This is a genomic window from Prochlorococcus sp. G4PB16 (genome assembly GCF_059772465.1).
In genome coordinates, this window is the sequence record NZ_CM186289.1 from 192,816 (window position 1) to 219,558 (window position 26,743).

Below are 26,743 nucleotides of genomic sequence, written 5' to 3' on the forward strand. Positions count from 1 at the left end.
TTAGTTTAATACTTGTATCCAGCTACAAATAATTGTTCATCAGAAGAAGGCTGAGAACCAGCTACATACAATCCTTTTGATGCCTCAGAGTTTGCTTGAGCTCTTGCGATAAGCGCTTTTTGTCCATCGACAGTGTTTGAGCCTTTCCATGCTTTTAAACATGAATGTTGTAAAGCACGACCATATGAGAATGAAACATTCCACTTAGCCTTTCTGTCGATCTTATTCATAAGATTTAAATAAACTGATGCAGCTTCCTCGCTTAAGCCACCTGAAAGGAAAGTAATACCAGGGACACTTGCTGGTACACATCGTTCCATTGTACGGATCGTCATCTCAGCAACTTGCTGCGGATCAGCTTTCGCTGAGCTATCAGCACCTTGAACTGTCATGGATGGTTTTAGAAGAGTTCCTTCTAGAAGTACTCCGTTTACCTGGCAAGCTAAATAAACTTCTTTAATTACTTCTTCTTGAACTGCGGCTGTCTTTTCAATTGAATGTGAACCATCCATTAGGATTTCTGGTTCAATAATTGGAACTAATCCAGATTCTTGTACTGATCTAGCGTATCTCGCTAAACCCCAAGCGTTCTCTCTTATGGAAAGTTTAGAAGGGCAACCATCATCTGTTATTTGAAGCACTGCTCTCCACTTGGCAAATCTTGCACCTTGCTCGTAATAATCAGCAGCTCTTTCAACAAGACCGTCTAAACCTGAACAAAAAGTTTCTACATCATTTCCACCAGCTAATGGTCTTAGACCTTTATCAACCTTAATCCCTGGAATTATTCCTAGCTTCTCAAGCTTTTTAACCATTGGCTCACCATCTGGATGGTTCTGGAAAAGAGTTTCTTCAAAAAGAATTGCTCCACTTATGAAGTTTCCAAGACCTTCTGTTGTGAAAAGCATACCTCTATAGGCTTTTCTGTTGTCTTCAGTGTTCTCAACACCTATAGAAGCAAGCCTTTTACCTACTGTTTTCGTCGATTCATCAACAGCAAGAATTCCTTTGCCTGGCTGGGCTATGGCACTTGCTGTTTTCTTAAGTTCTTCTGCGTAGTACGAGAGTGCCATTTATGCAACAAAAATTTCCTTAAGATTATTCCATATCAAAGGCCCTTTTTGTGGCTTATTACACCTAAAAAGTTTTTCTTTAATTAATCTCAAGCTTCGTTCCCATTAAATTTGATTCCTTGACCTTGTCGCAAACTATTTGGCTGGCTAATCCCTCAGCCAAGCCTGGAATAACAGGTGTGCCTTCTTTTATGCTTTGAGCCCACCAGCTTTGGATTCTTGCTACTGGAGCAATTCGTCCATCTGTCCAAGTTTTTGAAAAGGAAAGATCTGAATCTGGTTGAATATTTCTAAGAACTTCTCCTTTGCTTGAGTACCACAACCCAAATCCATGGACATAATCTTTCTGGTTGTCACTGCTAAGAACAATAGTTCCATTGCCTCCATAAATTTCTAGGCTAAAACCTTTGCTTTGTTTTGTTACTGCAGAGAGATTTACTTGGGCTGGGATTAAATTGTTATTAATACCTTTTATTTGTAGTTGAGAAATACTTACATCTTCACTTGTCACTTTTTTAGTGGTTTTTAATTCTGGGCAAACTCTCTCTTTAATTGAAGTTGAATTTATTGCGCTTAAAGAATGAGTTGGACCAATTAGCCAATGAATCATGTCAAAAGCATGGGTACCTAACGCGCCCAAGACTCCTCCACCAGAATCTTCATCTGAATACCAATTCCATGGTCTATCGGGATTGGCTCTGCTACTCATTAGCCAATCTAGTTTTACAAAATATGGTTCATCTAGTTTCTTATCGTTAATGATTCGCTTTGCTTGCATAAACAGAGGAACCGCTCGATATTCGTAATCGACAGCTATTTTTAAATTTCTTTGGAGAGCATTTCTTTGAAGATCCATTACCTCATTCGAATTTAAGCAGGTTGGCTTTTCAAGTAAAAGATGTTTTCCCGCTTTAATTGCGTCTAGTGCTAGCTCGTATCTTGGCGCTGGTGGAGTAGCTATAATTATACCTTCTATTTCAGAAGCATTTACTAAATCATTCCAGGTCTCATATGCACAAAGATTGTGCTTATTACAGGCTTCTTTTAGCCTATCTGGCCTAGGATGCCATAACCCTACAAGCTCAATATTTTTGTTAGATAATGATGCAGGAATATGAACGTTTTCACCGAAACCTAAGCCTGCAATTGCAATGCGGAGAGTTTGATTTTTATTAATCATCTTTTTAAGAAATTAATGACTTTAAACATTTTTGCAGCTATGTAAAATTAAATCATCTATTAGTTTATCTCCATCTGGGTCTTCCCATTTTGCAGCAAAATTCTTTTTACCATTAACTGAAATATCTTTGAATTCATTTGTTAAACAATTGATTCTCATTACATAAATATTCTCCTCAATTCCTTTTGAACTATTAGTATCAATTTTTAAGTACTTTGTTGTTATTTCTATTATTCCTTTACTTTTAATATTTAGACTATCTTTGTCTGAATATTGAATACCTGAATTAGTTTTGCTAACTTCCACCCAATTATTATTAGCTGCATATACTAAATTTTTACCATTAAAAAAAATTATTAATATTATAAATGCTACGTTTAAGAAATAATCAAATTTCTTTTAAGAAATAATCAAATTTCTTTTTATTTTTTTGATCTATTTTAATCATTGGTTTGTGTATTTACTTTTTTGGAGACTTATGTAATCGAAGTATTTTTGCCAAAGTTTCCTTAAGTTCTGTTCTTGGTACGATCGTATCTACGAAACCATGATCTTGAAGATATTCGGCTGTTTGGAAATTATCAGGTAGTTTTTCTCTAAGTGTTTGTTCAATTACTCTTCTCCCTGCAAATCCAATAAGTGCTTTGGGCTCTGCGAGTATTAAATCTCCAAGCATGGCAAAACTTGCAGTAACACCTCCAGTGGTGGGATGGGTAAGTAATGGCATATACAGCAATTGAGCATCTCTGTGTCGTTCAAGTGCTCCTGAAATCTTCGCCATTTGCATGAGGCTCAACATACCTTCTTGCATACGAGCACCACCCGATGCGCAAACAATAAGCAATGGCAACTTTTCTTTAGTTGAGTGTTCGATAAGCCTTGTAATCTTTTCTCCTACAACAGATCCCATTGAGCCACCCATGAATCTGAAATCCATCACGGCTAATGCCATAGGTATAGAATTTACTTCGCATATTCCTGTTATTACTCCGTCTTTAAGTCCCGTGTTTGCTTGACTTTCTCTTAATCTGTCTGCATATGCTCGTCGATCTTTGAAACCTAGAGGGTCAACTGGTGTTAAATGATCATTGATTGATTTGAATGTATTTGGATCAGTAATTAGCCTTATTCTCTCTTCGCTATCTATTCGATTGTGATGCCCACAATTATTACAAACACTGGAATTATCAATTAAATCTTTTCTATAAACAACTTGTCCACATTCTGGGCATTTTTCCCATAGTCCATCACTTTCTTCAGATTCTTGAGTGACTTTGCCAACAAATTGACCTTTCCTTCTATCAGCAAACCAGTCGAATAATGACACAGCTATTTTGTGATTGAACTTAATTTAATCCCTTGAGCACCTTTTAAGGGATTAGAAAGTTTAAATCTTATCTATAATCCAAGAACAAAATATCCCAATTGATATAAACGGCGCAAATGGATACTGTTGAAATGGTTTTAGTTTTTTAAAAATCTTCCCGTGCATGCTATATATGGCTGATAAGAAAAATGAAATACATAATGATATAAAACACAAATCAATACCAAGCCAAATTGTACTAATAGAATATAGTTTTATATCACCAAATCCTAATGAATTTATTTTAAAGATATTGTAACTTATATGACTTATTAAATACATTACAATAAAGGTAATAAGCATAGAAAATGAATTATCTATTATTAGATTTATACTGTTTATTTTTTCGCTTGAAAAGCCTAAACATAGCAAGTAAATAATACCTGATAGAGCGAATAATGTTAATTTAGTCTCACTTATTAGCATGGTTTCTATATCTTCTATAGATATAGAATATAAAATAAATAGAAGTATAAATGTAAAGAGTATTAAAATGGCTTTATTTATCAACCTCTTATGTTAATAATGTATTTATATGATTTGTATTGATTAATTGTTTGAGTTTATTATCCTGCAGCTTTTTTCTCTTCGATCATTTTATGAATAATAGGTGTAAGAATAAGTTCCATAGCAAATCCCATTTTTCCTCCATTAACAACAATACTTGTAGGACTTGACATGAATGAATCATGTATCATCCCTAATAAGTATTGGAAGTCAATTCCCCATTTTTCTCTTGAACCTTTTCTGAAATGGATAATTACAAAACTTTCGTCAGGTGTTGGAATGTTTCTGCATATAAATGGGTTTGAAGTATCAATAGTCGGTACTCTTTGGAAGTTAATATCTGTTCGACTAAATTGGGGACATATGTGATTAATGTAATCAGGCATTCTTCTCAAAATCGTATCAACGATCGTTTCGGCTGAGTATCCTCTTTCAGCGTTGTCTCGATGGATTTTTTGAATCCATTCTAGATTAGTAATTGGGACTACTCCAACAAGTAAATCAGCAAACGAAGCTACATCATAATCTTTACCTACTACTCCTCCGTGAAGTCCCTCGTAAAATAAAAGGTCTGTTCCTGTTGGAATGTCTTCCCAGGGAGTGAATTGACCTGGATCTAATTTTGTTCCTAAACGAGAGTTATGTTCTTCTGCTTCTTCAGGGCTATGCAAATAATATCTTTTTTGACCCCCACCAGTTTTGCCATATTGACTAAATAGATCTTCTAATTTATCGAATAAATTTGCCTCTGGTCCAAAATGAGAAAAGTTTTCACCTCTTGAAAGTGCCTCAGACATTGCTTTCTTCATAGGCATTCTTTCAAAACGGTGATAACTATCTCCTTCAACAACTGCAGGAACGATCTTTTCACGAGCAAATATATGCTCAAAAGCTCTTTTAACTGTGCTTGTTCCTGCCCCGGATGAACCAGTTACAGCTACTACTGGGTGAAGCTTTGACATCGACGCTTATGTATTGACTTTTTATTTTTACAGGTCGACTGACCATCAAAGGGAATCTATTAAAGAGTTTTTTAATTTGTGAATTAATTATTTTATTTTTTCTGCTAAAAGTTCCCCAATTTTTGAGCAACCAACCTGTTTAGCGGTCTCACTGCTCATTAAGTCGGAAGTTCTATAACCCTCAGTCAGGATCTCGTTAATTGCATTTTCCAGATAATCTCCTGCTTGTGTTTGATTAAAGGCAATTTTCAACATCATTGCAGCAGATAAAAGCATTGCTATTGGATTGGCTATGTCTTTTCCTGCTATGTCAGGAGCTGAACCATGAACGGGTTCAAATACACCTGGACCATTATTGGTTAGCGAAGCAGAAGGAAGCATGCCAATTGAGCCTGTTAGCATAGCTGCAATGTCGCTAAGAATATCTCCAAATAAATTACCTGTAAGAATCACATCAAATTGGCTTGGATTTCTAACAAGTTGCATTGCTGCGTTATCTACATATTGATGTGTAAGTTCTATTTCTTTGTATTTGTTTGACACCAATATAGTTTCCTCTCTCCATAATTGACTTACATCTAGAACATTAGCTTTATCAACCGAGCAAACTTTTTGATTTCTTTGTAGGGCTAATTTAAAAGCAATATCCGCTATTCGTTTAACTTCTTCTGATGTGTATGTCATTGTATTAAATGCCCTCTCTCCGTTTTGTGATTTTATCCTTCCTTTAGGTTCTCCAAAGTAAATACCGCTAGTAAGTTCTCTAACTACGACTAAATCAACTTTTTTAACAAAGGCTTCTTTTAAGCTACTAGCTTTGGTTAAGGATGGAATTATCTTTACTGGTCTTATATTTGCGAAAAGATCTAATGAAGATCTGAGATTGAGTAAACCTGTCTCAGGTCTTTTCTCTCTAGGTAATTCGTCATACTTTGGGTCTCCTATTGCCGCTAACAAAACAGCATCAGAGTTCTTACATTCTTGAAGAGTTTTGTCTGGGAGGGGGATATTATATGAATCTATAGCTGATCCGCCAAAAGGCATTTCTTTAAATTTGAGTACAAAGCCAAATTTTCTTGAGACGAGGTCAAGTATTTTACGTGTAACGTTTGTTATCTCTGGACCAATTCCATCACCTGGTAATAATGTTATTTTGTAAGACTTCATTTTTCTTATTGATTAAGGGAAAAACTTACCTGGAGTTTTTGCTATCTAATTGACGAATGGCTTTTGCTATCTCAGGTAGTTTTTTGAAATTAGCAGAGCATCTTAACCATAGTTTATTTGGAATAGCAGGGAAGCCGCTAACGACTTTCCCTGTCTCAATATTTGACACGATACCTGATTTGGAACTGGCTATCACTCTATCGCCAATCTTCACTTTATTACTAACACCTACCTGTCCAGCAAGAATAACTCCGTCTCCAATCTGTGCACCTCCGGCAATACCAACTTGAGCAGCCATAGCGCAACCTTTACCAGTAGTTACTCCATGACCAATTTGAACTAGGTTATCAATCTTTGTATCTTCACCAATTATTGTCTCTCCTACTGAAGGCCTATCAATGGTAGATCCACTACCAACTTCTACTTTGTTTTTTAATATAACTATTCCAACTTGAGGCATTTTCTTCCATCCATTTGATGTTGGCACGAATCCAAAACCTTCCCCACCAATAACGGCATTAGCATTAATTACACATTCATCTCCAAGTGTAGATCCAGAATGAATAACACTATTTGCGTGAATTAAATTTTTGGCACCAATGATTACATTTTTATAGACAACAACCCCTGCATGAATAATAGTTTTAGTTCCAATTTCTGTATTATCACCAATATAAGCATTAGCGCCGATTGAAACGCCAAGTCCAATTTTTACATTATCTCCGATGACAGCACTTTTATGTATGCCTTTACTTTCCATCTCAGAAGGATAAAGAAATTCTAATGTTTCAGCGAAAGCAATCTTGGGCTCTTTAAGTAGTATCCAATTAACTGAAGTTTTCTTTGCTATTTCAATAATATATTTATCATTTGCTGGTAATAATAGAGCAGATGCTTTTGAAGTTTTAATGAGATTCCTAAGATCTAATGGACTATTATTGTCAAGAAAACTTATGTCGTTTTCCTTGGCTTTTTCTAAAGAAGCTGCGGCTAAAATAACGGCATTGTTTTCTATCTTAAAGTCAACCACACCAGATTGGCCTTGCTTCAGTTTTTCGACAATTTCATTGAATTGCATGATTTGATTTGGGAAGTGAAAATTACTATTGTTATGTGAGTTATTCACTTGTTAGAACAAGAACATCTCGGTGAATAACTAGGGGAGAGCCAGTTTTTTCGGATTTTGAATTAATTCCTATCTTTATAGCATCACTGCTCATTGAGCAAATCCCTTTAGCAATTTCCTCTCCTTCAATGTTAATAATTTTTACAGGTTGATTAGCAATAAAATTCCCATTAACTTTTTTTACGCCAACTAATAATAGTGAAGCTCCTTTATTTTTGATGGCTTCACTAGCACCATCATCTAACTGTATTTCTCCAACTGGTTTAATTGCATATGCTAACCAACTTTTTCTATTCCCAATAGGCTTTGGATGAGGGTGGAAAACAGTTCCTATTTTCTTCCCATCAAGTAATTCTCCTAATACATGAGGAGATCTGCCGTCAGCTAATTGAACTTTTATTCCGCTTTCAGTGGCGATCTTTGCAGCAGTTAATTTGGTTTTTATTCCTCCAGTACCCCAAGAAGTTTGTTCATTTGCAAGTTCTAAATTATTTAATTCTTTTGAATTATTAATATCTTTAATTGGCTTAGCTTTATTGTTGGTTTTGGGATCAGAAGAGTAGAGATGGTCGATATCAGTTAACAATATTAATTGATCAGCAGATATAGCTGTTGCAACTAATGCAGATAAAGTATCATTATCACCATACTTTAGCTCTTCATCTGAGGTTATATCATTTTCATTTACTATTGGTATAACATCCCATTCGAGCAATCTTTTTAATGTCTGCGAAGCAGATTTATAACTATTCCTTGAGCCCAATTCTGACCTGGTTAATAATATTTGTGCAACTTTATATCCAAAATTACTCATGGCTTTTTCATACAAAGCCATTAGATGAAGTTGGCCTATTGCGGCAGAAGCTTGAAGAGAGATTATTTCTTCAGGTCTTGTTTTGAAGCTCATTTTGTGACATCCAAGTCCTACTGCACCACTAGATACCAATATAAATTTATTGCCATTTCTTTGAGCCTTTGATATGTATGAACAATAATTATTAATGATTTCAAAGGTTGTATATTTATCGTTTCCTCGCAAAATGCTTGTCCCAATTTTGATCACCCAGGTTGTCATAAAATGTCTCCGGTTATAATTTTTGCTAAGTATCTTTCTATGGATTGAAAGTTATTTTTCTCAATTTTATTTCCATAATAATCTACTGAATCTACCAATATTGTATACATTCCTAATCTATTGCCTACAAGAATATCTGTGAAAACTCTATCTCCAATTATTGCTACTTCATTAGATGAATAAGGAATTTTATCTAGGATCCTCTTTAACTTTCTTTTACTTGGTTTGCCACCAGAGTATGTATATTCCAAATCTAATGCATCAGCAATCATCTTAATTCTATTTTTAGATGGATTGTTGCTGAATAAATAAGTATAAAAGTATTTCTTTGATGTATCTATCCAACTTTTTATATTACTTGATAATACTGGATTGTTCCCATAAATCAATGTTCCATCTACATCAAGTATTAATGCTTTTATATTTTTCGATAATAAATCATTTATCGAAATCTTTGAAATTTTATCGTTTACCTTCCATTTTGGAATAAGTAATTCTTTTATAGTTATTCTGATAATCCTCTTTCCTCAAGTTCAGATTCAATTCCTGATTGAATCTTGTCAAATTCTTCACCTTCAACAAGCTTTACCTCACCATCCTGTAGCTTCCCAACTATGAAGAAAGGGTCAAGCGGAATGTAAAGACCATACTCATTATTATCAACTCTAAAATTGACAAGAAGTTCATAAGTCTCTGACTCGTCATCAATGTCTTCTTCTTCAATTTCTTCTGGTTCGGGCTCATCTAATTCACCTGAGACTGTAAGGGTAATAGCTGAGCGAACAAGTCTAAGATCATGTTCTTGAAGGACAACATCAGCCACTTCAAGTATTGGCTCATTTTTTTCAATTGTTTCTATTAGTTTGGGATCTTGATCATCAATTAATTGAAACAGAGATACAGGAGTATCAACGGGTGTTAAGAGGGCATATTCATTGCCTTCTAGAGGTACTACTTGTTCAAGAAAACATAGAAGGTCTGAGCCTTGAGAATCTTTAACTAAAAGAGTAGGTACTTCGTCGTTTTTATTTGTTGATGACATAGTTGAGTCTTTATTCGTCAGTATCTTGTTTTATTTGATTATGTTTTTACATCATATTCAAAATTTAATTTGAGTCATCCAGATGAGGTCCCTCAATAAGCCATTGTTGTAAAAGTATAGCGGCAGCAGCACTATCTATTTTTCCAGTCTTGTCATCCTTTAAAGAGAATCTTTCTTTAGCTTCGACGGTTGAACAATGTTCATTTATAAAAGCCAAAGGAAGTTTTAAACATCTCGCTAATTTAAAACCATATTTTTTACATCGAATAGATTGCTTTGTCTCCTTGCCGTGCATATCAAGAGGATTCCCCACAATGAGCCCTTCAACTTTTCGTTCAAAACATATTTTCTCAAATTCTTTTAAATCTTGTTCAAAGCTATCTCTAAAAATAGCAGGGAGATGAGTTATCGATATTCCAAGTGGATCACAACCTGCAATACCAATTCTTTTGTCTCCAATATCTAGACTTAAAACTGAACAGGGTTTGGGCTGAATCATTTTGTTTTTCCAATTTGAATAGTTGATGGTAATTCTGGTTGTTGTTGTAAATTTCCAACAAGATTAGTTAATAATTCAGTTTCGATAGATTTTAATTTATATCCATTTTGTCTTTTCCAAATACTTCTTCCTAGAAGAACTCTCTCTTCAGTTACTTCCCAATTACTTTTATTTAAAATATCATTCAACCTTTTGTCTTCACTAGTTGTTTCTATATAACACTTATTTTTACTTGTTTTCATATTATTGATTCTTTGAGGAATATATTCACTTAGTCTCTCATCCCAAGCTAATCCTCTGATTAACTCCAATGAATAATTATATTGCGGGCAAATAGATGGTATTAGCCCTGCAATAATATTATTTTCCTTTGATTTAATAACACCAGTTAATGTATGTCTTTTTTCATATATGTCATGCCACTGCCTATCAAAAATAGACCTAAAGTTAATTGACACCCTTGCTTGTTCAAGTCTCCATATCTGTTGGCTATTTTCTTCATTTAGTTTTTCCCAAATAAAATTATCTTTATACTCTTTCTTTATATATTTAATACCTTCTTCCCTCTCCCAATACTTTATTATTCTTAGCGGTTGAAAACCAGATTGTCTTATTATTGATAGGTTTTGATTGTCACATGTATTTATAGAAATTAAAAAACTATGGGTATTAATATTGCTTTCATAAAGAACTTTTCTTAATAAATTCTGCAATAAGTTATAACGACTAAAGGATATTGATTCTCCTATAAAATGTGGCTCTGATATCGACCAACAAGTACCTCTTCGATTAATTGGTGTCGCTAAAATATATGCGATAATATTATTTCTTTCTAATGCTACTAGACATGTTGAGTTTCGAGTAGGAATTAAATTAGTAAAACTAGATTCTAGTGAAGAAAACCATTTTTTACATAAAAGAATTTGAAATATACCAAGGTATTTAGAATTATTTTCAGCTTTAAGCATAGATAAATGCTTGAGCTTAAGTGGCTCGATTATTAAATCTGAAGGTAATGCTTCATCGATTTTCATTTTATTATTTTATTATATTTTTAAGTAACGTGCGACTCCAAACTTAGTTCATCTGATCTGATAAGTACTAATGGTGTCTGTTGATTAGAATTACCTGCTGGATTTGAGGCTAAAGCTCTTTTAATTCTTTCAGAATTATTAACATTATTTGTAGATAGAATTTTAACTCTTCCTAGATCATTTACATCCACAACAGCTACATTAACGTTTAGTTCTTTTGAGGCTTTCATGCAAAAAATCTGGGAATCCTTAGGTCCCAAAACTATACTTTTATCATAAGGAGGAGTCGTTCCAGTAATGTCGTCAATCAATCTTGCTTGTTTTCCTGCTAAACGATAAAACATTCCTTTAAAACCAAGACATTTAAATATCCCTCCAATTAACCATGAAATTATTACTCTTGTTGGACCAGAAATATTTATTAGTGTTTGCATTCCGCAGGCAGTTGCCAAACTACTTGTTGGATGAAAACCTTTGCAAATTAACTTTGAAAGTGGACTTGCTTTTACTGCTCTATAATCTATATATTTTCCTTGCATGATAGCTAAGGGCGATTCTCCAATTGTAAGAATATCTGTAGGCAAGAAATCTAAGGGTATATAGGATCTTAAAATATTAATAGGGTCATCTAAAGTACCAAGAATATGAGTTTTAATTGGTTCCACTAAATTAGTTTTAGAGGAATATTCTTTAGTTATATCTGCAAGATTAGGTAATACAAAACCATTGTATCTCTTGAAAGAACCGAATGGACCATAATTACACCATTCAATATCTAACCATAAACATTTAATCTTATCTAATGATGAACTTCTGATCTTAAATTCAACTTCAATTTCGATAAATGTCGATTTTTTACCCTTTAAGATATATGCACTCCAATAGTCATTTTGCGGTTCTTCTTCTTCTTCCGGATGAAGCGGTTTGATTTTGGTACCTATCGTTATTATTTCATCTTTGGAGATACCAATTAACTGCGGATTCACAATAAACGAAGGAATCATAACTTCCATTCTTTTATCTATATTTTTAATTTCTACCAAAGTAATATATTTTTGTGTAGAATCTAATATGATTTTTTTAAATTTCTTTGGTTTAAGAACTAATGGCGAATCCTTTCTAAAAGAATGAGTTACTTCAATAAAACCAAAGGTGATTATTATAAGAATAAAAAAGTTTAACAACATTTTTTAATAAAAATATTTGATAATTTAGTAAAATTTATTTAATATTGTTATTACATTTTTAGCTGCCTCTAGGTCTATTATAACCATCTTTAGAAGGCTCACTATTATATTCGTTAAAGCTTTTTACTGTTAGATCAAAATCAGGTTTCTTAAGACCTGTCCCTTTAGTTATTGCATCATTAATTTGATCAAACGATACCTGCCCTTCTTTGTCTAGTAGAACATTACCTTTTCCATCAATAACCACAGTCTGTGGTATTTTTCCATGCCAGTAATAGCCAGGGTCCTTAAAAGTTTTCTTGTCATCATTGTCTAATTCATCAATTGATAAAGGAATTAAATCAATAGATGAGCTCCACAATAACTTAATACCTGAAACTACTGGTGCATATTCTTTACTAGTAGCACTATCGTCTAGATAGAATATTAAGACGCTTGTTCTTTCGTTCTTTAATGATTCGGATAATGTGCTTGGTGGTGGAACTAATGATCCGTTACCAGCATAAATTGGGAATATATTTCCATCATAACTATCAGTATCCCTAGCAGAATATACTGGATTAACAGAGAGAGTAAAAATTATAAGTAGTGAGGAGAATATTTTTAATAAAATCAATGTAAAATAATAATTTTTCTAATTCTAAAGTCTTAATCCTGCTCTTGCTACATAAATTAATAAATAAATTATCACTTGGATAGGTTTCTCCCCATACCTTGAGCGATACCTCTACCAATTAATCCTATAGATCTTCCAACAACTTTCGTAAGAATTAGTACTATTAGATCACCTAAGTATTGAATTATTGCCTGTATTTGTGGAGCTATAGCATCTCTTAACTCTATAATAAATGCTATTTGTCTTTGGGCCCAGTCTAATTTCTTTAATTCATCATCTCTAGGTTCAAGGATAATAATCTTTTCAATTTGATTATTTTTCACAGTATAATATAATCTTTTGCTTTCGTACAATCTTACTGGTTTTTTGAATAGATTTTGAAGTTGATTATTGGTATTAATATGATTTCTTTTTCGTTCTAATTCTCTTGTTGAAACTAATTCTTTTTTTAGAAAGTATTTACGTAATTCTGGCCACTCTGAACATGATGATATAATCTCTTCACTAACTATTTCAGCTGTCCTGAATACCCAATTTAGAATGAGTGTTTCTAACTGAATAATAGATCGAGGTTCTTCTCTAGTTAAATACTCTCCATCGATGAGAATCGGTTTATTATTTAATATTGGATCTATTATTAAAGTAATTGAAGGTAGTTCATCATCAAGAATCCCAAGCTCTGCATTATTTACTAGAAAGTCTGAAATAGAAACATTAACGCCATTTTTTGGAAGATGATCGTAAGAATCTATGAAATTACGCAATGTATTGGCGCATAATTCAGGAGTAATTTTTTGTAAGATATCTTCCAATCCTTTTTCGCGCTCATTTTTTGAATCAAGTTTATTTATAAAAATTGAAAATTCTTTCAAAAGAGTTTTTAAGAGATCATTCCTTTTCCTTTTATTTAATGAATAAAGAGCTGCTAGTTCGTCTGTAGAGTTTATAAGATCATCTTGAAGTCTCTCCCATGCTCGTTTATAAATTACCTGCCATAACTCGTTACTTGATGAGTTTTTTATTGTTATATCAGTACTATATTTATTAATTAGATTTACATTTTTTTTGTTAATATTTTCAACAGGAGACTCTATCAATACCTCTAGTGGACCCCATAGCCAAATGATCAATTTCTTTGCTAGTAATAGTTCTCTTTTTCTCCCTAATAATATGAAAAGGTAAAATGTATTTATTGAGTTCTTATCTATCATATGATCTATAATCTGTAGATCTTTATTTATTTGTGATAAGCCACTAGTTAACAGCCAATGTCCTAGTCCATATGAATTATTAATTGAGTCAGCATTGTAATTTGTTTCACTATTAATTTTAAATACTCTGCCGCCCTCAAGTAAAATATTGATCGTATCACTTAAAATATCAACAGTAGGGTCTTGAATAACTCCCTCACTACCCATAGTCATCAAATCGGAAGAGGATAATTTAATATTTTTTGGGATTACAATTAATATAGGAGCTTGATCCCATCTTTCTTTTAACCTAAGAATTTCCAGTTTGATTGAGCTTGAGAGCTCTATTTCTTCAAGGCAAAATAGAATAAGTTTAGGTAAACCATTTATATATTTTTTATCTAGGATTATTTCTAAATTATTATCTTGAGATGTTAGCTGTAAAGCTAATGATTCGCCCAGGAGTGAAGGCGCTATCATTAAAATTTGTTTTGGTCTTTCTTCGATCAATTTGAATTCTAGAACCTATCCTTTTTAAGATAACTTGATTTAAAAATACTTCCAGCCCTATCCAATAAATCCATAAGATCAATCTTATATGTAAATGTTAGGCAAGAAATTTATCTTTATTATTAAATGAATCTTGAATATGAAGATTTTTTAGTACTAATCTCGCTTCATTTAGATCTATTGAGCCGTCATAAAGTGCTCTGCCTACGATGATGCCTTCAATACCTTCATTCTCGAAATCTGATAGGGAAATTAAATCAGATATTGAACCTATTCCGCCTGATGCGATTACTGGATTAATACTTATTTCGGCTATCTCTCTTAAGGCTTGAATATTTGGTCCTTTTAGAGTGCCATCAGTTGTAATGTCAGTTGATATTATTGCAGCTAATTCAAGATCGTTAAGTTGTTTCGCTAGCTCTAAAGAAGATATTTCATTTTGTTTTAGCCATCCTCGAGTTGCCACCATTCCTTCCTTGGCATCAATTCCTACAGCAACTCTTTTTGGATATTCTTGAGATAGAAGTTTAACTAACTCTGGATTTTCTATCGCAATTGTCCCTAAAATTAATCTGTCTATTCCTATAGAGAATAATTCTTTTGCACGATCAATGCTTCTAATTCCACCACCAAGTTGAATTGGGATTGTAATCGATTTTTTTATCTCTTTTATTGTTCGATCATTTATGGGTTCACCAGTCTTAGCACCATCAAGATCTACTAGATGTAGTCGCTTTGCTCCTTGACTTTCCCAAATCTGAGCTTGTTCTATAGGATCACTATTGAACTTGGTAACTTCATCATAATTCCCCTGATTTAGTCGAACACATTTGCCGTTCAATAGATCAATTGCAGGTATGATTTCCATCATGAAAAAAATTATTACTATTCATCTAACATCATTTAAGTAGCTCTGGGAGATTATCTATAGGCTTTAATATAATTTTTTTATAAAGGATCTTGAAAGTTCTATTTTACGGCGGAACTAGGTTTGTAGGAAAAGCTCTTGTCTCAAAGTTGCAATCGAAGGGACATGAAATATTTGTTTTTACACGTGGAAATTTACCCGTTCCAAAAAATATAACCCACCTTAAGGGAGATAGGTCAAATGATGAGGATCTAAAAAAGCTATCTCACTATTCGTTTGATCTCATTGTTGATAGCTCTGGACGTAAATTGGAAGATTCACAACGACTTCTTAAGTTTTCAGGTCTTCCTAACTTTAGATTCATATACATAAGTTCTGCAGGAGTATATAAAAACACACAATTGTTTCCAGTTACTGAAGATAGTCCAGTAGATCTTGAAAGTCGTCATATTGGTAAAGCAAAAACAGAGTCTTGGCTGAAGACTGAAGGTATCCCTTTTACGAGTTTTCGCCCAACGTATATTTATGGCCCAGGTAACTACAACCCCATTGAAAAATGGTTTTTTGATCGTATAACTAATGGGCGAGCTATTCCTCTTCCTCTTGATGGTCAATCTATTACGCAATTAGGACATGTTTCTGACTTGGCCGAGGCTATTTCAAAATCTCTTGAAACAGATAAAGCGATTAATCAAATTTATAATTGTTCAGGAAGCAAAGCAGTAACTTTTAAAGGTCTAATTGAAACAGCAATTATTGCCACTGGAAAAAAAAGCACTGATTTTAATTTACGATCTTTTGACCCTTCGAAACTTGATCCTAAAGCAAGAAAACTCTTTCCTTTAAGGTTAACTAATTTTTTTACGGACACTTCTAAAATAAAAAAAGATTTATCTTGGGAGCCCAAATTTGATTTATTAAATGGTTTAATTGATAGCTATCAAAATGATTATCTATTAGCTAATCATGAACAAGCTGATTTCAGTTCTGACGAGATTCTTTTTGATTAAAAATATATTTCATTGCAGAACTTAAACTAAGAAATAATGCTATCCAGAAACAAATATAGCCTACTTTATTAAAAATATATATGGTATAAATTGGACCCCAACTTTTGGGCCATAATAATAGAATCATGCTAAAAAATTGAAATGTAGTTTTATATTTACCCTGAATTGAGGCAGGACCACCAGAGCTTTTATCAGATCGCCAACTAGTTATTAATAGTTCTCTTGATATTATTAACCAAATAGCCCATAAGGGTACTAGATTCTCATGGGCCAACCAAATCATTGGACCAATAAGAACGATTTTATCTGCGAGAGGATCTAACTTCGCGCCAAAAACAGTTTTATGATCATATTTTCGTGCAAAATAACCGTCAAGAAAATCAGTAAGACCTGCCAGCAGTAGTAGAAAAATAAAAATATCATTGTTACCACTCCTCAGGGATTGAATTATTGGTAATCCAAGAAATATCCTAGAAATTGTCAGTCCATTTATAATCTTCGGCCATGTAATAAATCTATCTAAATTGAAAATTTTGTTGTTCATGTTTTTTATATTATTAAGTGAATTTGTTTAAAATTTCTTAAGCATAGCCTATTTAGAATAAATTATAATATACTAAGAATTAACATTGTAAAATCATGACCTCATTTCTCATTTTTATGTTTTTCTTATCATTAGGTACAATGGCATTCATTGTACGGAAATTAGATCAGGAATAACTTAAAATTTTTAATATCTAATAACATTAATATTATGGAACATTATTTTTATAATTTTGCTTCAGGAGTAGATATTTGTGATTCATTAAATGTTTTGAATACGGATCCTAACTCTACATCATTTTTAATAAGTGCTGTTGGCGATCTTTCAAAAGTCTCATTCAAATGCCCTTTGAATGAAAAGCCAATTGTTCTTGAAAAGAAATTAGAGATTATAACTTTAAGTGGTTATATAAGATCAACCGATTCTCATCTACATGTAAGTGTATCTGATGATAATTGTAGTGTATTCGGTGGACATCTCCTTTCTGGAACAATTGTTCTCAAATCATTAGATGTCTTGATTGGGGTAATTCCTAATCTTAATAGAATATCAATGGGGAGCTCAAAACATAATCCTTCATCCGTTGATATTTATGTTCTTCCTGATTGTCCTTGGTCAAAAAAAGCTTGTAATCTTCTAGATTCTTTTCAAATAAAATATAACTCTTATGTAATTACCAATGATGATGAATTTAAAAGAATTAACACTAAAACTTCTTTCTCTACTTTCCCACAAATATTTATAAATAATCAATTTATTGGTGGTTATTCTGAACTTAAAAATCTATCTTTTAAAGGAGATTTGAATAATCTTATGTATTAATTTTTATTTTGTAATAATTATAGCTCATGTTCTTAATTCTTATATAATTTAAAAATTGTTTTTAAATCTCTTTTCAATATTTGCATAATATATAAAGGATTTTATTTCGTTCATATATATTATATATAGGATTTGTTAGATGTTTTTTTTTGCTCATATTTATAGATTTATTGTTTATAAGATTTATTATTTATTAAAAAATATAATTTATGGATGATCTTTTTTTTATTAAACCTCTATGTGATAAAGATATCGATTTTGTTACTGAAATATCTAGAAAAGAAGGTTTTGCTCCAGGAGTTGGAGATTTATCCATATACCAAAATACCGATAAACAGGGACTTTGGGTTGGTTGGTTGAATGACAATCCTATTGGATGTATTGCAGGTGTTCGATATAATCAATATTACGGATTTCTTGGATTGTTTTTAGTAGTTGAGAAGTATAGAGGTAGGGGTTTTGGACTTCAGCTTTGGAAAAAGGCTTTGAGTCATTTAATCGACTTACCTTGTGTTGGTTTAGAGGCAGCTCCAGAGAGAATTGCGGATTACTCAAAATGGGGATTTACTATTTCATCGAAAACAACTAGATGGCAGTGGTTCGGCGATGGGAAATTACTTGAAGAAAACTCTAAGAACGATAATTTAGATGATTTCAGCTTTGTTGAGGGCGCCTCTATCCCTCAAGATGCCGTAAAAAATTTTGACGAAAAAAGAGAGACAACTCCTAGACCTCATTTTTTATCAAATTGGCTGAATCACTCAGCAGGAAAGGTAATAGCGGTTATTGATAATGAAAATCGATGTCATGGTTTTGGTCGAATAAGACCATGTCTTTTAAAAAACGGAGATGGATGGAGGATTGGTCCTTTAATGGCTGATACTCCTAAGCTTTTAAAAATTTTACTAAGGAAACTTATTGAGAGTCATCCTGGATTGATAATTATCGACTCTCCTGGATTAAATAAGTCAGCTTCTGAAGTCTTTAATAAACTAGGTTTTAAATCAGAATCTGAAACTTTCAGAATGTATAGAGGTTCTCAACCTCCTGTTTCCATGAATGATGTATATGGTTTAGCTTGCTTGGAGTTGGGGTGAGATTTTATCTTATTCATTCATTGGAATTTGATTTTCCTCTGTGAATTTTTTTTTCTTCATTCAATTGAGTTTCTAATTGATCAATAAGTGCCGTAACTAATGATTGAAATTCTGGTTGGCATCCCCTGAATGCAGCTTTATGTCTTATTGATTCATTCCTTGTTCTTAGATCAGTAAGCATAAGCTGCAACGCATCAATTTTAGCGTTGTTGTTCATAGCAATTTTATGGTTTTATAATCAAATACTAAACGTCTTTATTGCCTTACTCATATTTGTTTTAGGATTATCTTTGCTACTAGTAATCTCGATTATTTTTTCGATCGAATCTTTTGTTTTTAAAGCTTCTATGCAGGCTTTTGCAACCAGTCTTCTTGGAATTGAACCTTCTTCCTGAGTTTTTTCACCAGAATACAAAATGTTCTGGTTTTTTAAATTATTTTCATTCTCATTCAAACCACCAGGACGAATTACAGTCCATTCTAGACAACTTTTTTGTAGAGATCTTTCACCTAATTTTTTCCATAGAAGTATGAGACCAAATAAATTTAGAGGATGTATCAATTTACCTGCACAAAGCGAACTAACAAGAACAACCCTTTTTAGTTTTTGTCTCTTGCAGCTTTCAACTTGTTTTTTGATATTAAGATAATCTACTTTTGCTGGACCTGTTAAATCGATAGATGGCCTAGCACCTGTTGCAATAACTAGGCTGTCACAACCTTGCAATGCATAATCAAGAGTGATTCCATTAGTATCTGACAAAACGTACCTTTCACAATTTTTAATCGATTCAGGAATCTCAGATTTTGTTCTAACTATTAATCTCACATCATATCCAGATAGTATTGCTTCTTCTGCTACACGAAAACCTGTTTTCCCCGAAGCTCCTGTTATGGCTAATTTCATTAGAGTTAATTACTTTGATATGCTTTCTAGCAAGAAATAGTGCTTTTTGTTGAGATAATAAAATTAATAGATTATTATTAAGCCTTTGAACAAATAATTGGTTTCTTTCTATTAGGGTAAAGTTCCTTACACAACTTACATATTTTCCCGTTACATCCTCTCGCTGAGCAATACTCTCTACCGTAAAAAATAATTTGTAGATGTAACTTACTCCACAGACTCTTTGGGAATAATCTTTTTAGGTCCTTTTCAGTTTGAATAACATTTTTTCCTGATGTTAGTCCCCATCGCTGAGATAATCTATGTATGTGTGTATCGACGGGAAATGATGGTACACCAAACACCTGAGACATAACAACACTTGCTGTCTTATGCCCAACTCCAGGAAGTGACTCAAGTTCCTGAAATGTATTTGGAACTATATTATTGAATTTTTCAAGAATAATCTTTGATAAGTTATGAATATTTTTTGCTTTGTTTTTTGCAAGCCCAAGTTGTTTTATATGATTATATATATTCTTTTCCCCTAATTTATACATTTCCTCAGCAGTTGTGGCAATCTTGAAAAGTGCTTTAGTTAATTCATTGACCTTCTTGTCTGTTGATTGCGCACTTAACACAACTGCTACAAGTAGCGTGAACGCATTTTGATGATCTAAGGGTATAGGTGTCTCAGGGTATATTTCTTCAAGTCTCTTAATTATTATTTTTACCCTTTCATTCTTTTTCATTACAGAATTAATATTTTGTTTTTAAATTACTAAATTAAAACCCATTGACCATAATCCAGCGACTTTACCGTAGACTCCCAGGTATCATTCTATACTTATACTCGTGATTTATGTGCGTAGGCTTTTTCTTTTGTGGTTTGTTTGTCTTTAATGGGTATTGATTGAATAGAATCATAAAAAATAGGTTTAGTGAGTACTGAATTAGAAGTCAACAATTTATGGCATCAGTTTAAGCCTGATAAAAATAATAATTGGGTTCTTAAAAATGTTAACTTTTCTCTAAGACCTGGAGAATTAGTAGGCTTGCTTGGTCCTTCGGGTTGTGGCAAAACTACACTCCTAAGATTGATAGCAGGTTTCGCAAAACCTAAAAGTGGATTAATAAAAAAAAATGGTCAAATAATCTCAAATAATCATTATCTTCTTTCCCCTGAACGAAGGCAAATAGGAATGGTTTTTCAAGACTATGCTCTTTTCCCTCATTTAAATGTTTGGGAAAATGTTTGCTTTGGCATAAATAAGAAAGAGCAATCTATTAAAAGAGCAAACTGGCTCTTAAATTTATTGGATATTTATGAATTCAAGAATAGATATCCCCACGAACTTTCAGGAGGTCAAAGTCAAAGAGTTGCATTAGCTCGTGCACTGGCTCCTGGTAATTCTCTGGTTTTGCTTGATGAACCTTTTTGCTCTTTAGATGTTGAAGTGAGAGCTAGATTGAGGTCGGAACTCTCTTCAGTTCTAAAGTCCTGCTCAGCATCTGCAATTTTAGTAACCCACGATCCTCATGAAGCATTAGCTATTTGCGATCGGGTAGCTGTCTTAAGAAGTGGCGAAATTCAGCAATACTCAACTCCTTTTGAAATAGTTTCAAATCCAACAAATGATTTTGTAGGTCAATTTGTTTTGCAAAAAAATATTTTGCCTATTCAATACAATGATGATTACTATTCTACATGCATTGGCAAATTGAATTTGCCTGCAGATATCTCTATCTCATCAAAATCTGTTTGTATGTTTGATAAAAATGCTATTCGGATCCAACCTAGTTCAAATGATCTCTTCACTGTTATATCAAAAGAATATCGCATCAATCATTTTGTCTATACTATTATTTGTGACAATTTAAAATTAAGATCAGAGATGAGCTTGGATACACATTTATCTATTGGAGATAAATGTAAAGTTGAATCAATTCACGAAAAAAACTTTTCAATTCTTCCTGAAAATATTAAATCTAAATTTTAAATAAAGTAAAAGCCTAGAAATTTATAGTTAAATTTTTTTAAGCAATTGAGATTCATTATCAAATAAATAAATTTTAAATTTTAGACCTCTAACAACAAAATGATACAAAAGGAGTTATCATTTGATTGAAAAAAATATCTGTTTTTTCGTTCTCTGGTTTAGCTTTTTTTGTCATGCAATCAGCCACATCCAGTTCAATAGGTCTTAACATGGGTCCCTCAGGTCGTGCTATCGCACAGCCGATGGATGTTGATTTGCTTGAGGCTCTATATCAACATACATCTCTTGAAAGGGTTTCAAGTGCTCAATATCTAGCCATGTCCCTTTGGTTCCTAGAAAGAGAACTTAGAGGATTTTCTTCATTTTTCAAGAAAGAGTCTTTATCTGAGCAGGAGCATGGATTTAACTTCGCTAAGTACATGATTGCTCGTGGTCAAACTGTTGAACTTGATGAAGTAACTAAACCGATTCAAGAATGGAAAACAGTTCAGGAATTAGTTACTTTATCTTTCCAAATGGAGGCTGACGTAACGACCTCGGTCCAGCAACTTTATTCATTGGCAGAGAGATCAAATGATACTCGTACTACGGTATTCCTTGATCCGGTTATAGATGAGCAAATTAAATCTGAAGATGAAATGGCTTATTTACTTGGTAAAGTCAGATTTGCCAACAACGATGCATCTGCTTTGTTCATTATCGACAATGAATTAAATATAAATTAAAAATATATATTGGTGAAATTATATTTGTTGATAAGAATTGGACCTTTTGGTCATTTCTAGTAGAAACTCAAACGATAAATCTTGAGAATTGATTCTGAACATACTTTCAGAAATTTTTAATATTTTTAATCTATTTTTATTTAGTTTATCAAGTTCTATTTTCAATCTTTTGGATAGATTTTTGTTGTGGCAAGTCTTTAGTGATGTATTTATATTCTTTGATCTAGATTTTATATATTCTATCTCTTTGCAAAGTGATAAGACAATTGATTCAGAATAGAAAAATAGTGATTTACTCATTATTAATTAGGTTGTTAATGGTGATGTCTCAATGAATTCAGGTGCAAGGCTTAAAGTCGGCTCACCTGATGGTGCTTTTAGTAACTCTGCTGTTCTTAATCTTGAAATTAAACGAGTAGAGGTAACTCTTGTTGATCCAATTAACTCGCCAATCCTTTCATGAGTAAGCCTAAAAGGTAATTGACACCAATCACCGCATCTTCTACCTAGTCGATTTACTAATAAGGCAAACAAAGCCTGTAGTCTCTGTTCGGCATTTCCTAAATGTCTTATCCTCAAAAGTTGAAGTGTCCATTCATTTACGGCGTCATATCCTCTAGCTTCAATTGAGGCCTCTGCGTCACTTACAAAGCAAAGAGGGGTTAATGCCTCAACGCAGACTCCTTCACTGCATAAACGATCTGTTCTTAATTGGTCACCTGATTGCAAGAATGCTAATGTCATTCCTTCTGTCTCTTCGCATGGGCAATAAACTCGAGCAATGCCATCTAATACTTCTAAACAAGTATCTCCTCTTCGAGAAGAAGGATCTATTAGCACAGATTGCCCAGTACTCATTCGAACAGCTGACGAAGGTGTCTCTGGGTAGCCTCTAAAGGCCATCGGAATCTAAATAGCTGATTTCATACCTAACTTACACAAAAAAGAATCCTTTTTGCAACCGATTCTCAATAGCAAGAAGCTCTTGAGATTTTTTGACAAGTTTTTACTTCACTTCGTATAAAAAAATACACACGCATTCACTTATTGCTTTTTTAGGGTGTTTTGAGTTAGCTATTTGTGACATTAGTTCAGTTAGCTTGTAATTTTTCTGCTAAAAATTGCAAAAAAAAAGGCCCTTGAAGGGCCTTCTTTATCACTATTGCAATCAATTAGCTTGCTAATCAACCGTTAGTGATTTTTGCGTTTTCCATATTGTCGAACGCTTTACCTACGCGTCTGAAATCAAATCCCATAGCTCTTAATGCATGCCAGAGATGTCCCTGGATGAAGAAGAAGCCAAGATAGAAGTGAACATTTGCCAACCAAGCTCTAGCTGTATGAGCACCAGTAGCAAGTGATGCGTCGGTGTCAACAAAATAAGGAGCAAAATCAAACTTTAGTTGAAGTACATCTCCAAAAAATTCTGTTGAATAAACTGTTGTGTTTGTTGAACTCCAGAAAGCTGCAACAAGTGCACAGTAACCAACACCAGCAAGTGAGTATGAAAGAACAGCTTCAGCTGAAAGAAGTCCTTTACCTTTGAATTCTGTGTACTCACCAAATTGCTTTGTGATGATGTGGAATGCACCACCAATTATTTGGAAAAATGCTAGGAAAGCGTGGCCACCCATTACATCTTCTAAACTAGAAATCTGAAGGAAATCAGCTTGGTGATTCCAAATCATTCCTAAATCTAGGTTGTAGGAAACTGTACGAGTAGCTCCTAGAGCTGTATCCCAAATACCATGATATTGAGCCCATTCAACGAATTGAATGTTTGCCAAACCTAGGAAAATTAGGTGGTGACCAAGAATAAATGTAAGTTTGTCTGGATCATCCCACTCGAAGTCAAACTTTTTAGGACGACTTCCTTCTGGGTAGTTTCCTAAATCACCGTCATATCTTGTGGAGTGAAGAATTCCACCAGCACCTAGAACACCAGAGAAAATTAGGTGAAGTACAGCAATAACTGTGCAACCGTAAGGCTCAGTTATTACGCCGTTTTCGATTCCACCTATTCCAAGTTGAGCAAGGTGAGGCAAGCAGATCAAGTTTTGATTACCCATCGCAACGGATGAGTCATAACGAGCTAGCTCAAATAAAGTGAACGCACCTGCCCAGAACATCATCAAACCAGCATGGGCAGCATGCGCAGCGATGAATTTTCCGGAGCGATTGGCCGTCCCTGAATTACCCGCGTACCAGTCATAGGTAACGCTAGGATTCCCGTAGGTCTGCACGAGAAATAAACAAAGAACAGTAAGAGGATATATTTATAGGTCTATAAGTTCCATATCCCTTCACATTGCTTATTGAAATTGTAGGTTTTGTACATATTTGAAGAACATCTGCTACTTAATATGATCTTCGTGTTATGGGCATATTTAGTACTTAAGTCCCATTGAGTGACTATGATATTTGCTTTTAGACATAGTTAAAGCTCATTTCCACCCTTTGAACTTTGTTATTTTGAAAACAAAGCTAAATGTATTAATGGACTATAAAAATGTCGTTATTGAATTTCTTGGAAGAGAAAGGCTTTTTCTAGAACAAAGAAAGATCTTAATAGTTTTTCTGGGTTCTTTTGCTGATTTTGACAGTTTTGAATACTCTCAGCAATTGTCTAGCGAATCAAAAAAGCTTGCAAAGTATTCAGTAGATTTTTTATTAATAGGTATTGGTAGTGAAAAGTCTAAAGAACTTTTTTGTAGGTTTAATAAAATCGATTTAAAAAATGTTGTTGCAGTCAGGAATGCTGACCTTCATGAAAAACTTAATCTTAATGCAGGGTTTGTTTCACCACTGCCAGCAATCTTTAATTTATTAATTATGTGTGCAGGTATAAATTCAAGAGGTACAATAAAAGAGGTTCTAAGAGGTTATTTGGGGGATAAAAAGGCAAAAAGGTTGTTTGCCACTGATGAGAATATAAAAATAGGACCTTTCTTTTTATTTAAAGGCAAAATGTTTGATATTTTTTCTAAAAAACAATATTTACGTCCTTTTGAATTGGCTACAAGAAGACTTTCTAATATGATTGAAATACTCTCTAATTGGAATACATATGTTCCTGATTCGTCATTCCTTACGCAGAGAGGAGCCACAATACTGTTGAATGAAAAGAACGAGGTCTTATATAAATTTTTTCCTGAAAGCCTTCTAGGTTATTCAAGTAAAATGAGCGAACCATTATCATTCTTAGATGACATTTTGAATTAATTTAACTTTAATGACTGCAAATAAATGTTTGGTTTGTGGAAGCTCTAATCTGAGGGCAGATCGTGCATTATCAGGAAGATTGGTCTGTAATTCATGTGGAACACCATTTGGAGTTAGACGATCAGCAAAAAATAAAATAAATAATTTCAATGGTTTCTCTTTAAACAATAAATACTTTTTCTTTCTTTGCATATTAATTATTTCTTTTATTCTTGTTATTATTTAATTATTAGCTGGGACTCCTCTCCAGTATTCTTCTTCTTTTATTACATTAAGTGAGATTTCATAAAGATCACTAAGTGTTTTTGAATTTAGCACTTCATATGGTTTCCCTTCTTTTATTATTTTACCTTCTTTTATTAAAATAACTCTATTAGTCTTATATAATATCGACTCTAAATTATGTGTAACATAAATTATATTTACTGATTGATCAATTAATTTATTTATATTCTTATTCAAAATATAATTTGATTTTATATCTAAATTACAAAATGGCTCATCTAGGACCAGTATATTAGGTTCATAAACAAGAGCTCTAGCTAGCAATGCTCTTCTTTTTTGACCATCAGATAATGATGTAAAATCATTTTTAATAATATTATTTAGTTCCCAATCATTTATTAGCTTATCAATTTTTATTTTCTCTGATTCTGAAAGTAATATAGAATATCTAGAATTGAAGGTTCCAGAAAAGCCTGATGCAATTAAATTATATAGATTTACTCCCTTATTTACCCTTTGCTCCATTTCTTTAAATAAAAATCCAATCTTTTTTCTTATATCCCAAATATTTATGTTTTCCTTGTTAAAAAGCTTAAATGAACTATATTGAGAAACTATTGGATAAATGGATCTATTTAATAACTTTAAAAAAGTTGATTTGCCAGAGCCATTTGGACCTAATATTACTGTATTCTCTCCATAATTTAAATTAATAGTGATATTGGATAGAATTTCTTTTTGATCAATATAAACATTTATATTTTTAAATTTTGCCCAGCATTTCAAATCTTTTTGAGATTCAATTCTCAT

General features: G+C 33.1%; 31 protein-coding genes. 7 read left to right on the forward strand and 24 right to left on the reverse strand.

All coding sequences use genetic code 11. From position 1 onward, the window contains the following. Positions 1-5 precede the first annotated feature (5 nt). From AC6EIZ_RS00995 to hisA, 17 genes are all read right to left on the reverse strand, one after another. A complete protein-coding gene (locus AC6EIZ_RS00995; protein ID WP_498511610.1) occupies positions 6-1,073 on the reverse strand; it encodes a class I fructose-bisphosphate aldolase in 1,068 nt (355 codons plus the stop codon). A gap of 79 nt (positions 1,074-1,152) precedes the next feature. Next, positions 1,153-2,253: a Gfo/Idh/MocA family protein gene (locus tag AC6EIZ_RS01000; protein WP_498511612.1), complete on the reverse strand. Its 1,101-nt coding sequence runs from the start codon at positions 2,251-2,253 to the stop codon at positions 1,153-1,155. Between the two features lie 21 nt (positions 2,254-2,274). Then, on the reverse strand, positions 2,275-2,559 hold the full coding sequence (locus AC6EIZ_RS01005; RefSeq protein WP_498511614.1) for a hypothetical protein: 285 nt from the start codon (positions 2,557-2,559) through the stop codon (positions 2,275-2,277). A gap of 154 nt (positions 2,560-2,713) precedes the next feature. After that, a complete protein-coding gene (gene accD / locus AC6EIZ_RS01010) occupies positions 2,714-3,580 on the reverse strand; it encodes an acetyl-CoA carboxylase, carboxyltransferase subunit beta (RefSeq protein ID WP_498511616.1) in 867 nt (288 codons plus the stop codon). 60 nt (positions 3,581-3,640) lie between these two features. Further along, positions 3,641-4,045 carry a prepilin peptidase gene (locus AC6EIZ_RS01015; protein ID WP_498513140.1) on the reverse strand — a complete coding sequence of 135 codons (405 nt, stop codon included), beginning with the start codon at positions 4,043-4,045 and terminating at the stop codon, positions 3,641-3,643. A 140-nt stretch (positions 4,046-4,185) separates the two neighbouring features. Continuing rightward, positions 4,186-5,088, reverse strand: coding sequence for a phosphoribulokinase (locus AC6EIZ_RS01020; RefSeq protein WP_498511618.1), 903 nt, complete (start codon positions 5,086-5,088; stop codon positions 4,186-4,188). Positions 5,089-5,175: 87 nt separating this feature from the next. After that, positions 5,176-6,255, reverse strand: a complete 1,080-nt coding sequence (gene leuB / locus AC6EIZ_RS01025) for a 3-isopropylmalate dehydrogenase (protein WP_498511620.1) — start codon at positions 6,253-6,255, stop codon at positions 5,176-5,178. 25 nt (positions 6,256-6,280) lie between these two features. After that, positions 6,281-7,333, reverse strand: a complete 1,053-nt coding sequence (gene lpxD, locus AC6EIZ_RS01030) for a UDP-3-O-(3-hydroxymyristoyl)glucosamine N-acyltransferase (protein ID WP_498511622.1) — start codon at positions 7,331-7,333, stop codon at positions 6,281-6,283. Positions 7,334-7,373: 40 nt separating this feature from the next. Next, positions 7,374-8,456, reverse strand: a complete 1,083-nt coding sequence (proB, locus tag AC6EIZ_RS01035; protein WP_498511624.1) for a glutamate 5-kinase — start codon at positions 8,454-8,456, stop codon at positions 7,374-7,376. Continuing rightward, positions 8,453-8,974 carry a YqeG family HAD IIIA-type phosphatase gene (locus AC6EIZ_RS01040; protein ID WP_498513142.1) on the reverse strand — a complete coding sequence of 174 codons (522 nt, stop codon included), beginning with the start codon at positions 8,972-8,974 and terminating at the stop codon, positions 8,453-8,455. Before AC6EIZ_RS01040 ends, proB begins: the two co-directional genes overlap by 4 nt. Next, on the reverse strand, positions 8,962-9,498 hold the full coding sequence (locus tag AC6EIZ_RS01045; RefSeq protein WP_498511626.1) for a DUF3727 domain-containing protein: 537 nt from the start codon (positions 9,496-9,498) through the stop codon (positions 8,962-8,964). Before AC6EIZ_RS01045 ends, AC6EIZ_RS01040 begins: the two co-directional genes overlap by 13 nt. A gap of 64 nt (positions 9,499-9,562) precedes the next feature. Further along, positions 9,563-9,997 (reverse strand): Holliday junction resolvase RuvX, encoded by a 435-nt coding sequence (gene ruvX / locus AC6EIZ_RS01050; RefSeq protein WP_498511628.1) that lies wholly within the window; start codon positions 9,995-9,997, stop codon positions 9,563-9,565. Beyond that, the gene (locus AC6EIZ_RS01055) at positions 9,994-11,031 is read right to left on the reverse strand and encodes a hypothetical protein (protein ID WP_498511630.1); all 1,038 of its coding nucleotides are present in this window, start codon (positions 11,029-11,031) and stop codon (positions 9,994-9,996) included. The genes ruvX and AC6EIZ_RS01055 overlap by 4 nt, the downstream gene beginning before the upstream one ends. Positions 11,032-11,051: 20 nt before the next feature. Beyond that, the gene (locus AC6EIZ_RS01060; RefSeq protein WP_498511632.1) at positions 11,052-12,218 is read right to left on the reverse strand and encodes a hypothetical protein; all 1,167 of its coding nucleotides are present in this window, start codon (positions 12,216-12,218) and stop codon (positions 11,052-11,054) included. 58 nt (positions 12,219-12,276) lie between these two features. After that, a complete protein-coding gene (locus AC6EIZ_RS01065) occupies positions 12,277-12,834 on the reverse strand; it encodes a thylakoid membrane photosystem I accumulation factor (protein WP_498511634.1) in 558 nt (185 codons plus the stop codon). Positions 12,835-12,905: 71 nt separating this feature from the next. Further along, entirely contained in the window at positions 12,906-14,504 is a 1,599-nt protein-coding gene (locus tag AC6EIZ_RS01070; RefSeq protein ID WP_498511636.1) for a DUF3685 domain-containing protein, read from the reverse strand. Between the two features lie 127 nt (positions 14,505-14,631). Beyond that, on the reverse strand, positions 14,632-15,402 hold the full coding sequence (gene hisA / locus AC6EIZ_RS01075; RefSeq protein WP_498513144.1) for a 1-(5-phosphoribosyl)-5-[(5-phosphoribosylamino)methylideneamino]imidazole-4-carboxamide isomerase: 771 nt from the start codon (positions 15,400-15,402) through the stop codon (positions 14,632-14,634). Positions 15,403-15,494: 92 nt separating this feature from the next. Between hisA and AC6EIZ_RS01080 the strand changes: the two genes are divergently transcribed. Then, a complete protein-coding gene (locus AC6EIZ_RS01080) occupies positions 15,495-16,412 on the forward strand; it encodes an NAD-dependent epimerase/dehydratase family protein (RefSeq protein WP_498511638.1) in 918 nt (305 codons plus the stop codon). Here the strand turns inward: AC6EIZ_RS01080 and pgsA are convergent. Continuing rightward, positions 16,384-16,956 (reverse strand): CDP-diacylglycerol--glycerol-3-phosphate 3-phosphatidyltransferase, encoded by a 573-nt coding sequence (gene pgsA / locus AC6EIZ_RS01085; RefSeq protein ID WP_498511640.1) that lies wholly within the window; start codon positions 16,954-16,956, stop codon positions 16,384-16,386. The genes AC6EIZ_RS01080 and pgsA overlap by 29 nt on opposite strands. A gap of 210 nt (positions 16,957-17,166) precedes the next feature. Between pgsA and AC6EIZ_RS01090 the strand changes: the two genes are divergently transcribed. After that, on the forward strand, positions 17,167-17,778 hold the full coding sequence (locus tag AC6EIZ_RS01090) for a PCC domain-containing protein (protein WP_498511642.1): 612 nt from the start codon (positions 17,167-17,169) through the stop codon (positions 17,776-17,778). Positions 17,779-17,987: 209 nt separating this feature from the next. Continuing rightward, a complete protein-coding gene (locus tag AC6EIZ_RS01095) occupies positions 17,988-18,875 on the forward strand; it encodes a GNAT family N-acetyltransferase (RefSeq protein WP_498511644.1) in 888 nt (295 codons plus the stop codon). A 13-nt stretch (positions 18,876-18,888) separates the two neighbouring features. Here AC6EIZ_RS01095 and AC6EIZ_RS01100 read toward each other — a convergent pair whose 3' ends face one another. From AC6EIZ_RS01100 to nth, 3 genes are all read right to left on the reverse strand, one after another. Beyond that, complete coding sequence (locus tag AC6EIZ_RS01100; RefSeq protein WP_498511646.1) at positions 18,889-19,092, reverse strand: hypothetical protein; 204 nt, start codon at positions 19,090-19,092, stop codon at positions 18,889-18,891. Between the two features lie 21 nt (positions 19,093-19,113). Further along, positions 19,114-19,782: an SDR family oxidoreductase gene (locus AC6EIZ_RS01105; protein ID WP_498511648.1), complete on the reverse strand. Its 669-nt coding sequence runs from the start codon at positions 19,780-19,782 to the stop codon at positions 19,114-19,116. Between the two features lie 77 nt (positions 19,783-19,859). Continuing rightward, the gene (nth, locus tag AC6EIZ_RS01110; protein ID WP_498511650.1) at positions 19,860-20,513 is read right to left on the reverse strand and encodes an endonuclease III; all 654 of its coding nucleotides are present in this window, start codon (positions 20,511-20,513) and stop codon (positions 19,860-19,862) included. Between the two features lie 189 nt (positions 20,514-20,702). Here nth and AC6EIZ_RS01115 point away from each other — a divergent pair, with 189 nt between their 5' ends. Together AC6EIZ_RS01115 and AC6EIZ_RS01120 are read left to right on the forward strand one after the other, a co-directional pair. Continuing rightward, positions 20,703-21,761 (forward strand): ABC transporter ATP-binding protein, encoded by a 1,059-nt coding sequence (locus AC6EIZ_RS01115; protein ID WP_498511651.1) that lies wholly within the window; start codon positions 20,703-20,705, stop codon positions 21,759-21,761. 173 nt (positions 21,762-21,934) lie between these two features. After that, complete coding sequence (locus AC6EIZ_RS01120; protein WP_498511653.1) at positions 21,935-22,486, forward strand: ferritin; 552 nt, start codon at positions 21,935-21,937, stop codon at positions 22,484-22,486. Positions 22,487-22,792: 306 nt separating this feature from the next. On the opposite strand, the gene AC6EIZ_RS01125 is transcribed toward AC6EIZ_RS01120, so the two are convergent. Both AC6EIZ_RS01125 and AC6EIZ_RS01130 read right to left on the reverse strand, forming a co-directional pair. Further along, complete coding sequence (locus AC6EIZ_RS01125; protein WP_498511655.1) at positions 22,793-23,389, reverse strand: Crp/Fnr family transcriptional regulator; 597 nt, start codon at positions 23,387-23,389, stop codon at positions 22,793-22,795. A 281-nt stretch (positions 23,390-23,670) separates the two neighbouring features. Beyond that, the gene (locus tag AC6EIZ_RS01130) at positions 23,671-24,729 is read right to left on the reverse strand and encodes a chlorophyll a/b binding light-harvesting protein (protein ID WP_269610185.1); all 1,059 of its coding nucleotides are present in this window, start codon (positions 24,727-24,729) and stop codon (positions 23,671-23,673) included. 229 nt (positions 24,730-24,958) lie between these two features. Here AC6EIZ_RS01130 and AC6EIZ_RS01135 point away from each other — a divergent pair, with 229 nt between their 5' ends. Next, positions 24,959-25,708 carry an AhpC/TSA family protein gene (locus tag AC6EIZ_RS01135; protein ID WP_498511657.1) on the forward strand — a complete coding sequence of 250 codons (750 nt, stop codon included), beginning with the start codon at positions 24,959-24,961 and terminating at the stop codon, positions 25,706-25,708. Positions 25,709-25,718: 10 nt separating this feature from the next. Continuing rightward, entirely contained in the window at positions 25,719-25,934 is a 216-nt protein-coding gene (locus AC6EIZ_RS01140) for a hypothetical protein (RefSeq protein ID WP_498511658.1), read from the forward strand. On the opposite strand, the gene AC6EIZ_RS01145 is transcribed toward AC6EIZ_RS01140, so the two are convergent. Next, the gene (locus AC6EIZ_RS01145) at positions 25,931-26,743 is read right to left on the reverse strand and encodes an ABC transporter ATP-binding protein (RefSeq protein WP_498511659.1); all 813 of its coding nucleotides are present in this window, start codon (positions 26,741-26,743) and stop codon (positions 25,931-25,933) included. The two genes, AC6EIZ_RS01140 and AC6EIZ_RS01145, sit on opposite strands and share 4 nt — an antisense overlap.

Coding starts and splice junctions, on each gene's coding strand:
- AC6EIZ_RS00995 (WP_498511610.1), bottom strand. CDS start 1,073: ATGGCACTCTCGTACTACGCAGAAGAACTTAAGAAAACAGCAAGTGCC.
- AC6EIZ_RS01000 (WP_498511612.1), bottom strand. CDS start 2,253: ATGATTAATAAAAATCAAACTCTCCGCATTGCAATTGCAGGCTTAGGT.
- AC6EIZ_RS01015 (WP_498513140.1), bottom strand. CDS start 4,045: ATGCTAATAAGTGAGACTAAATTAACATTATTCGCTCTATCAGGTATT.
- AC6EIZ_RS01020 (WP_498511618.1), bottom strand. CDS start 5,088: ATGTCAAAGCTTCACCCAGTAGTAGCTGTAACTGGTTCATCCGGGGCA.
- leuB (WP_498511620.1), bottom strand. CDS start 6,255: ATGAAGTCTTACAAAATAACATTATTACCAGGTGATGGAATTGGTCCA.
- lpxD (WP_498511622.1), bottom strand. CDS start 7,333: ATGCAATTCAATGAAATTGTCGAAAAACTGAAGCAAGGCCAATCTGGT.
- proB (WP_498511624.1), bottom strand. CDS start 8,456: ATGACAACCTGGGTGATCAAAATTGGGACAAGCATTTTGCGAGGAAAC.
- AC6EIZ_RS01045 (WP_498511626.1), bottom strand. CDS start 9,498: ATGTCATCAACAAATAAAAACGACGAAGTACCTACTCTTTTAGTTAAA.
- ruvX (WP_498511628.1), bottom strand. CDS start 9,997: ATGATTCAGCCCAAACCCTGTTCAGTTTTAAGTCTAGATATTGGAGAC.
- AC6EIZ_RS01055 (WP_498511630.1), bottom strand. CDS start 11,031: ATGAAAATCGATGAAGCATTACCTTCAGATTTAATAATCGAGCCACTT.
- AC6EIZ_RS01060 (WP_498511632.1), bottom strand. CDS start 12,218: ATGTTGTTAAACTTTTTTATTCTTATAATAATCACCTTTGGTTTTATT.
- AC6EIZ_RS01070 (WP_498511636.1), bottom strand. CDS start 14,504: ATGATAGCGCCTTCACTCCTGGGCGAATCATTAGCTTTACAGCTAACA.
- hisA (WP_498513144.1), bottom strand. CDS start 15,402: ATGGAAATCATACCTGCAATTGATCTATTGAACGGCAAATGTGTTCGA.
- pgsA (WP_498511640.1), bottom strand. CDS start 16,956: ATGAACAACAAAATTTTCAATTTAGATAGATTTATTACATGGCCGAAG.
- AC6EIZ_RS01090 (WP_498511642.1), top strand. CDS start 17,167: ATGGAACATTATTTTTATAATTTTGCTTCAGGAGTAGATATTTGTGAT.
- AC6EIZ_RS01095 (WP_498511644.1), top strand. CDS start 17,988: ATGGATGATCTTTTTTTTATTAAACCTCTATGTGATAAAGATATCGAT.
- AC6EIZ_RS01100 (WP_498511646.1), bottom strand. CDS start 19,092: ATGAACAACAACGCTAAAATTGATGCGTTGCAGCTTATGCTTACTGAT.
- AC6EIZ_RS01105 (WP_498511648.1), bottom strand. CDS start 19,782: ATGAAATTAGCCATAACAGGAGCTTCGGGGAAAACAGGTTTTCGTGTA.
- nth (WP_498511650.1), bottom strand. CDS start 20,513: ATGAAAAAGAATGAAAGGGTAAAAATAATAATTAAGAGACTTGAAGAA.
- AC6EIZ_RS01120 (WP_498511653.1), top strand. CDS start 21,935: ATGCAATCAGCCACATCCAGTTCAATAGGTCTTAACATGGGTCCCTCA.
- AC6EIZ_RS01125 (WP_498511655.1), bottom strand. CDS start 23,389: ATGGCCTTTAGAGGCTACCCAGAGACACCTTCGTCAGCTGTTCGAATG.
- AC6EIZ_RS01140 (WP_498511658.1), top strand. CDS start 25,719: ATGACTGCAAATAAATGTTTGGTTTGTGGAAGCTCTAATCTGAGGGCA.
- AC6EIZ_RS01145 (WP_498511659.1), bottom strand. CDS start 26,743: ATGAGAATTGAATCTCAAAAAGATTTGAAATGCTGGGCAAAATTTAAA.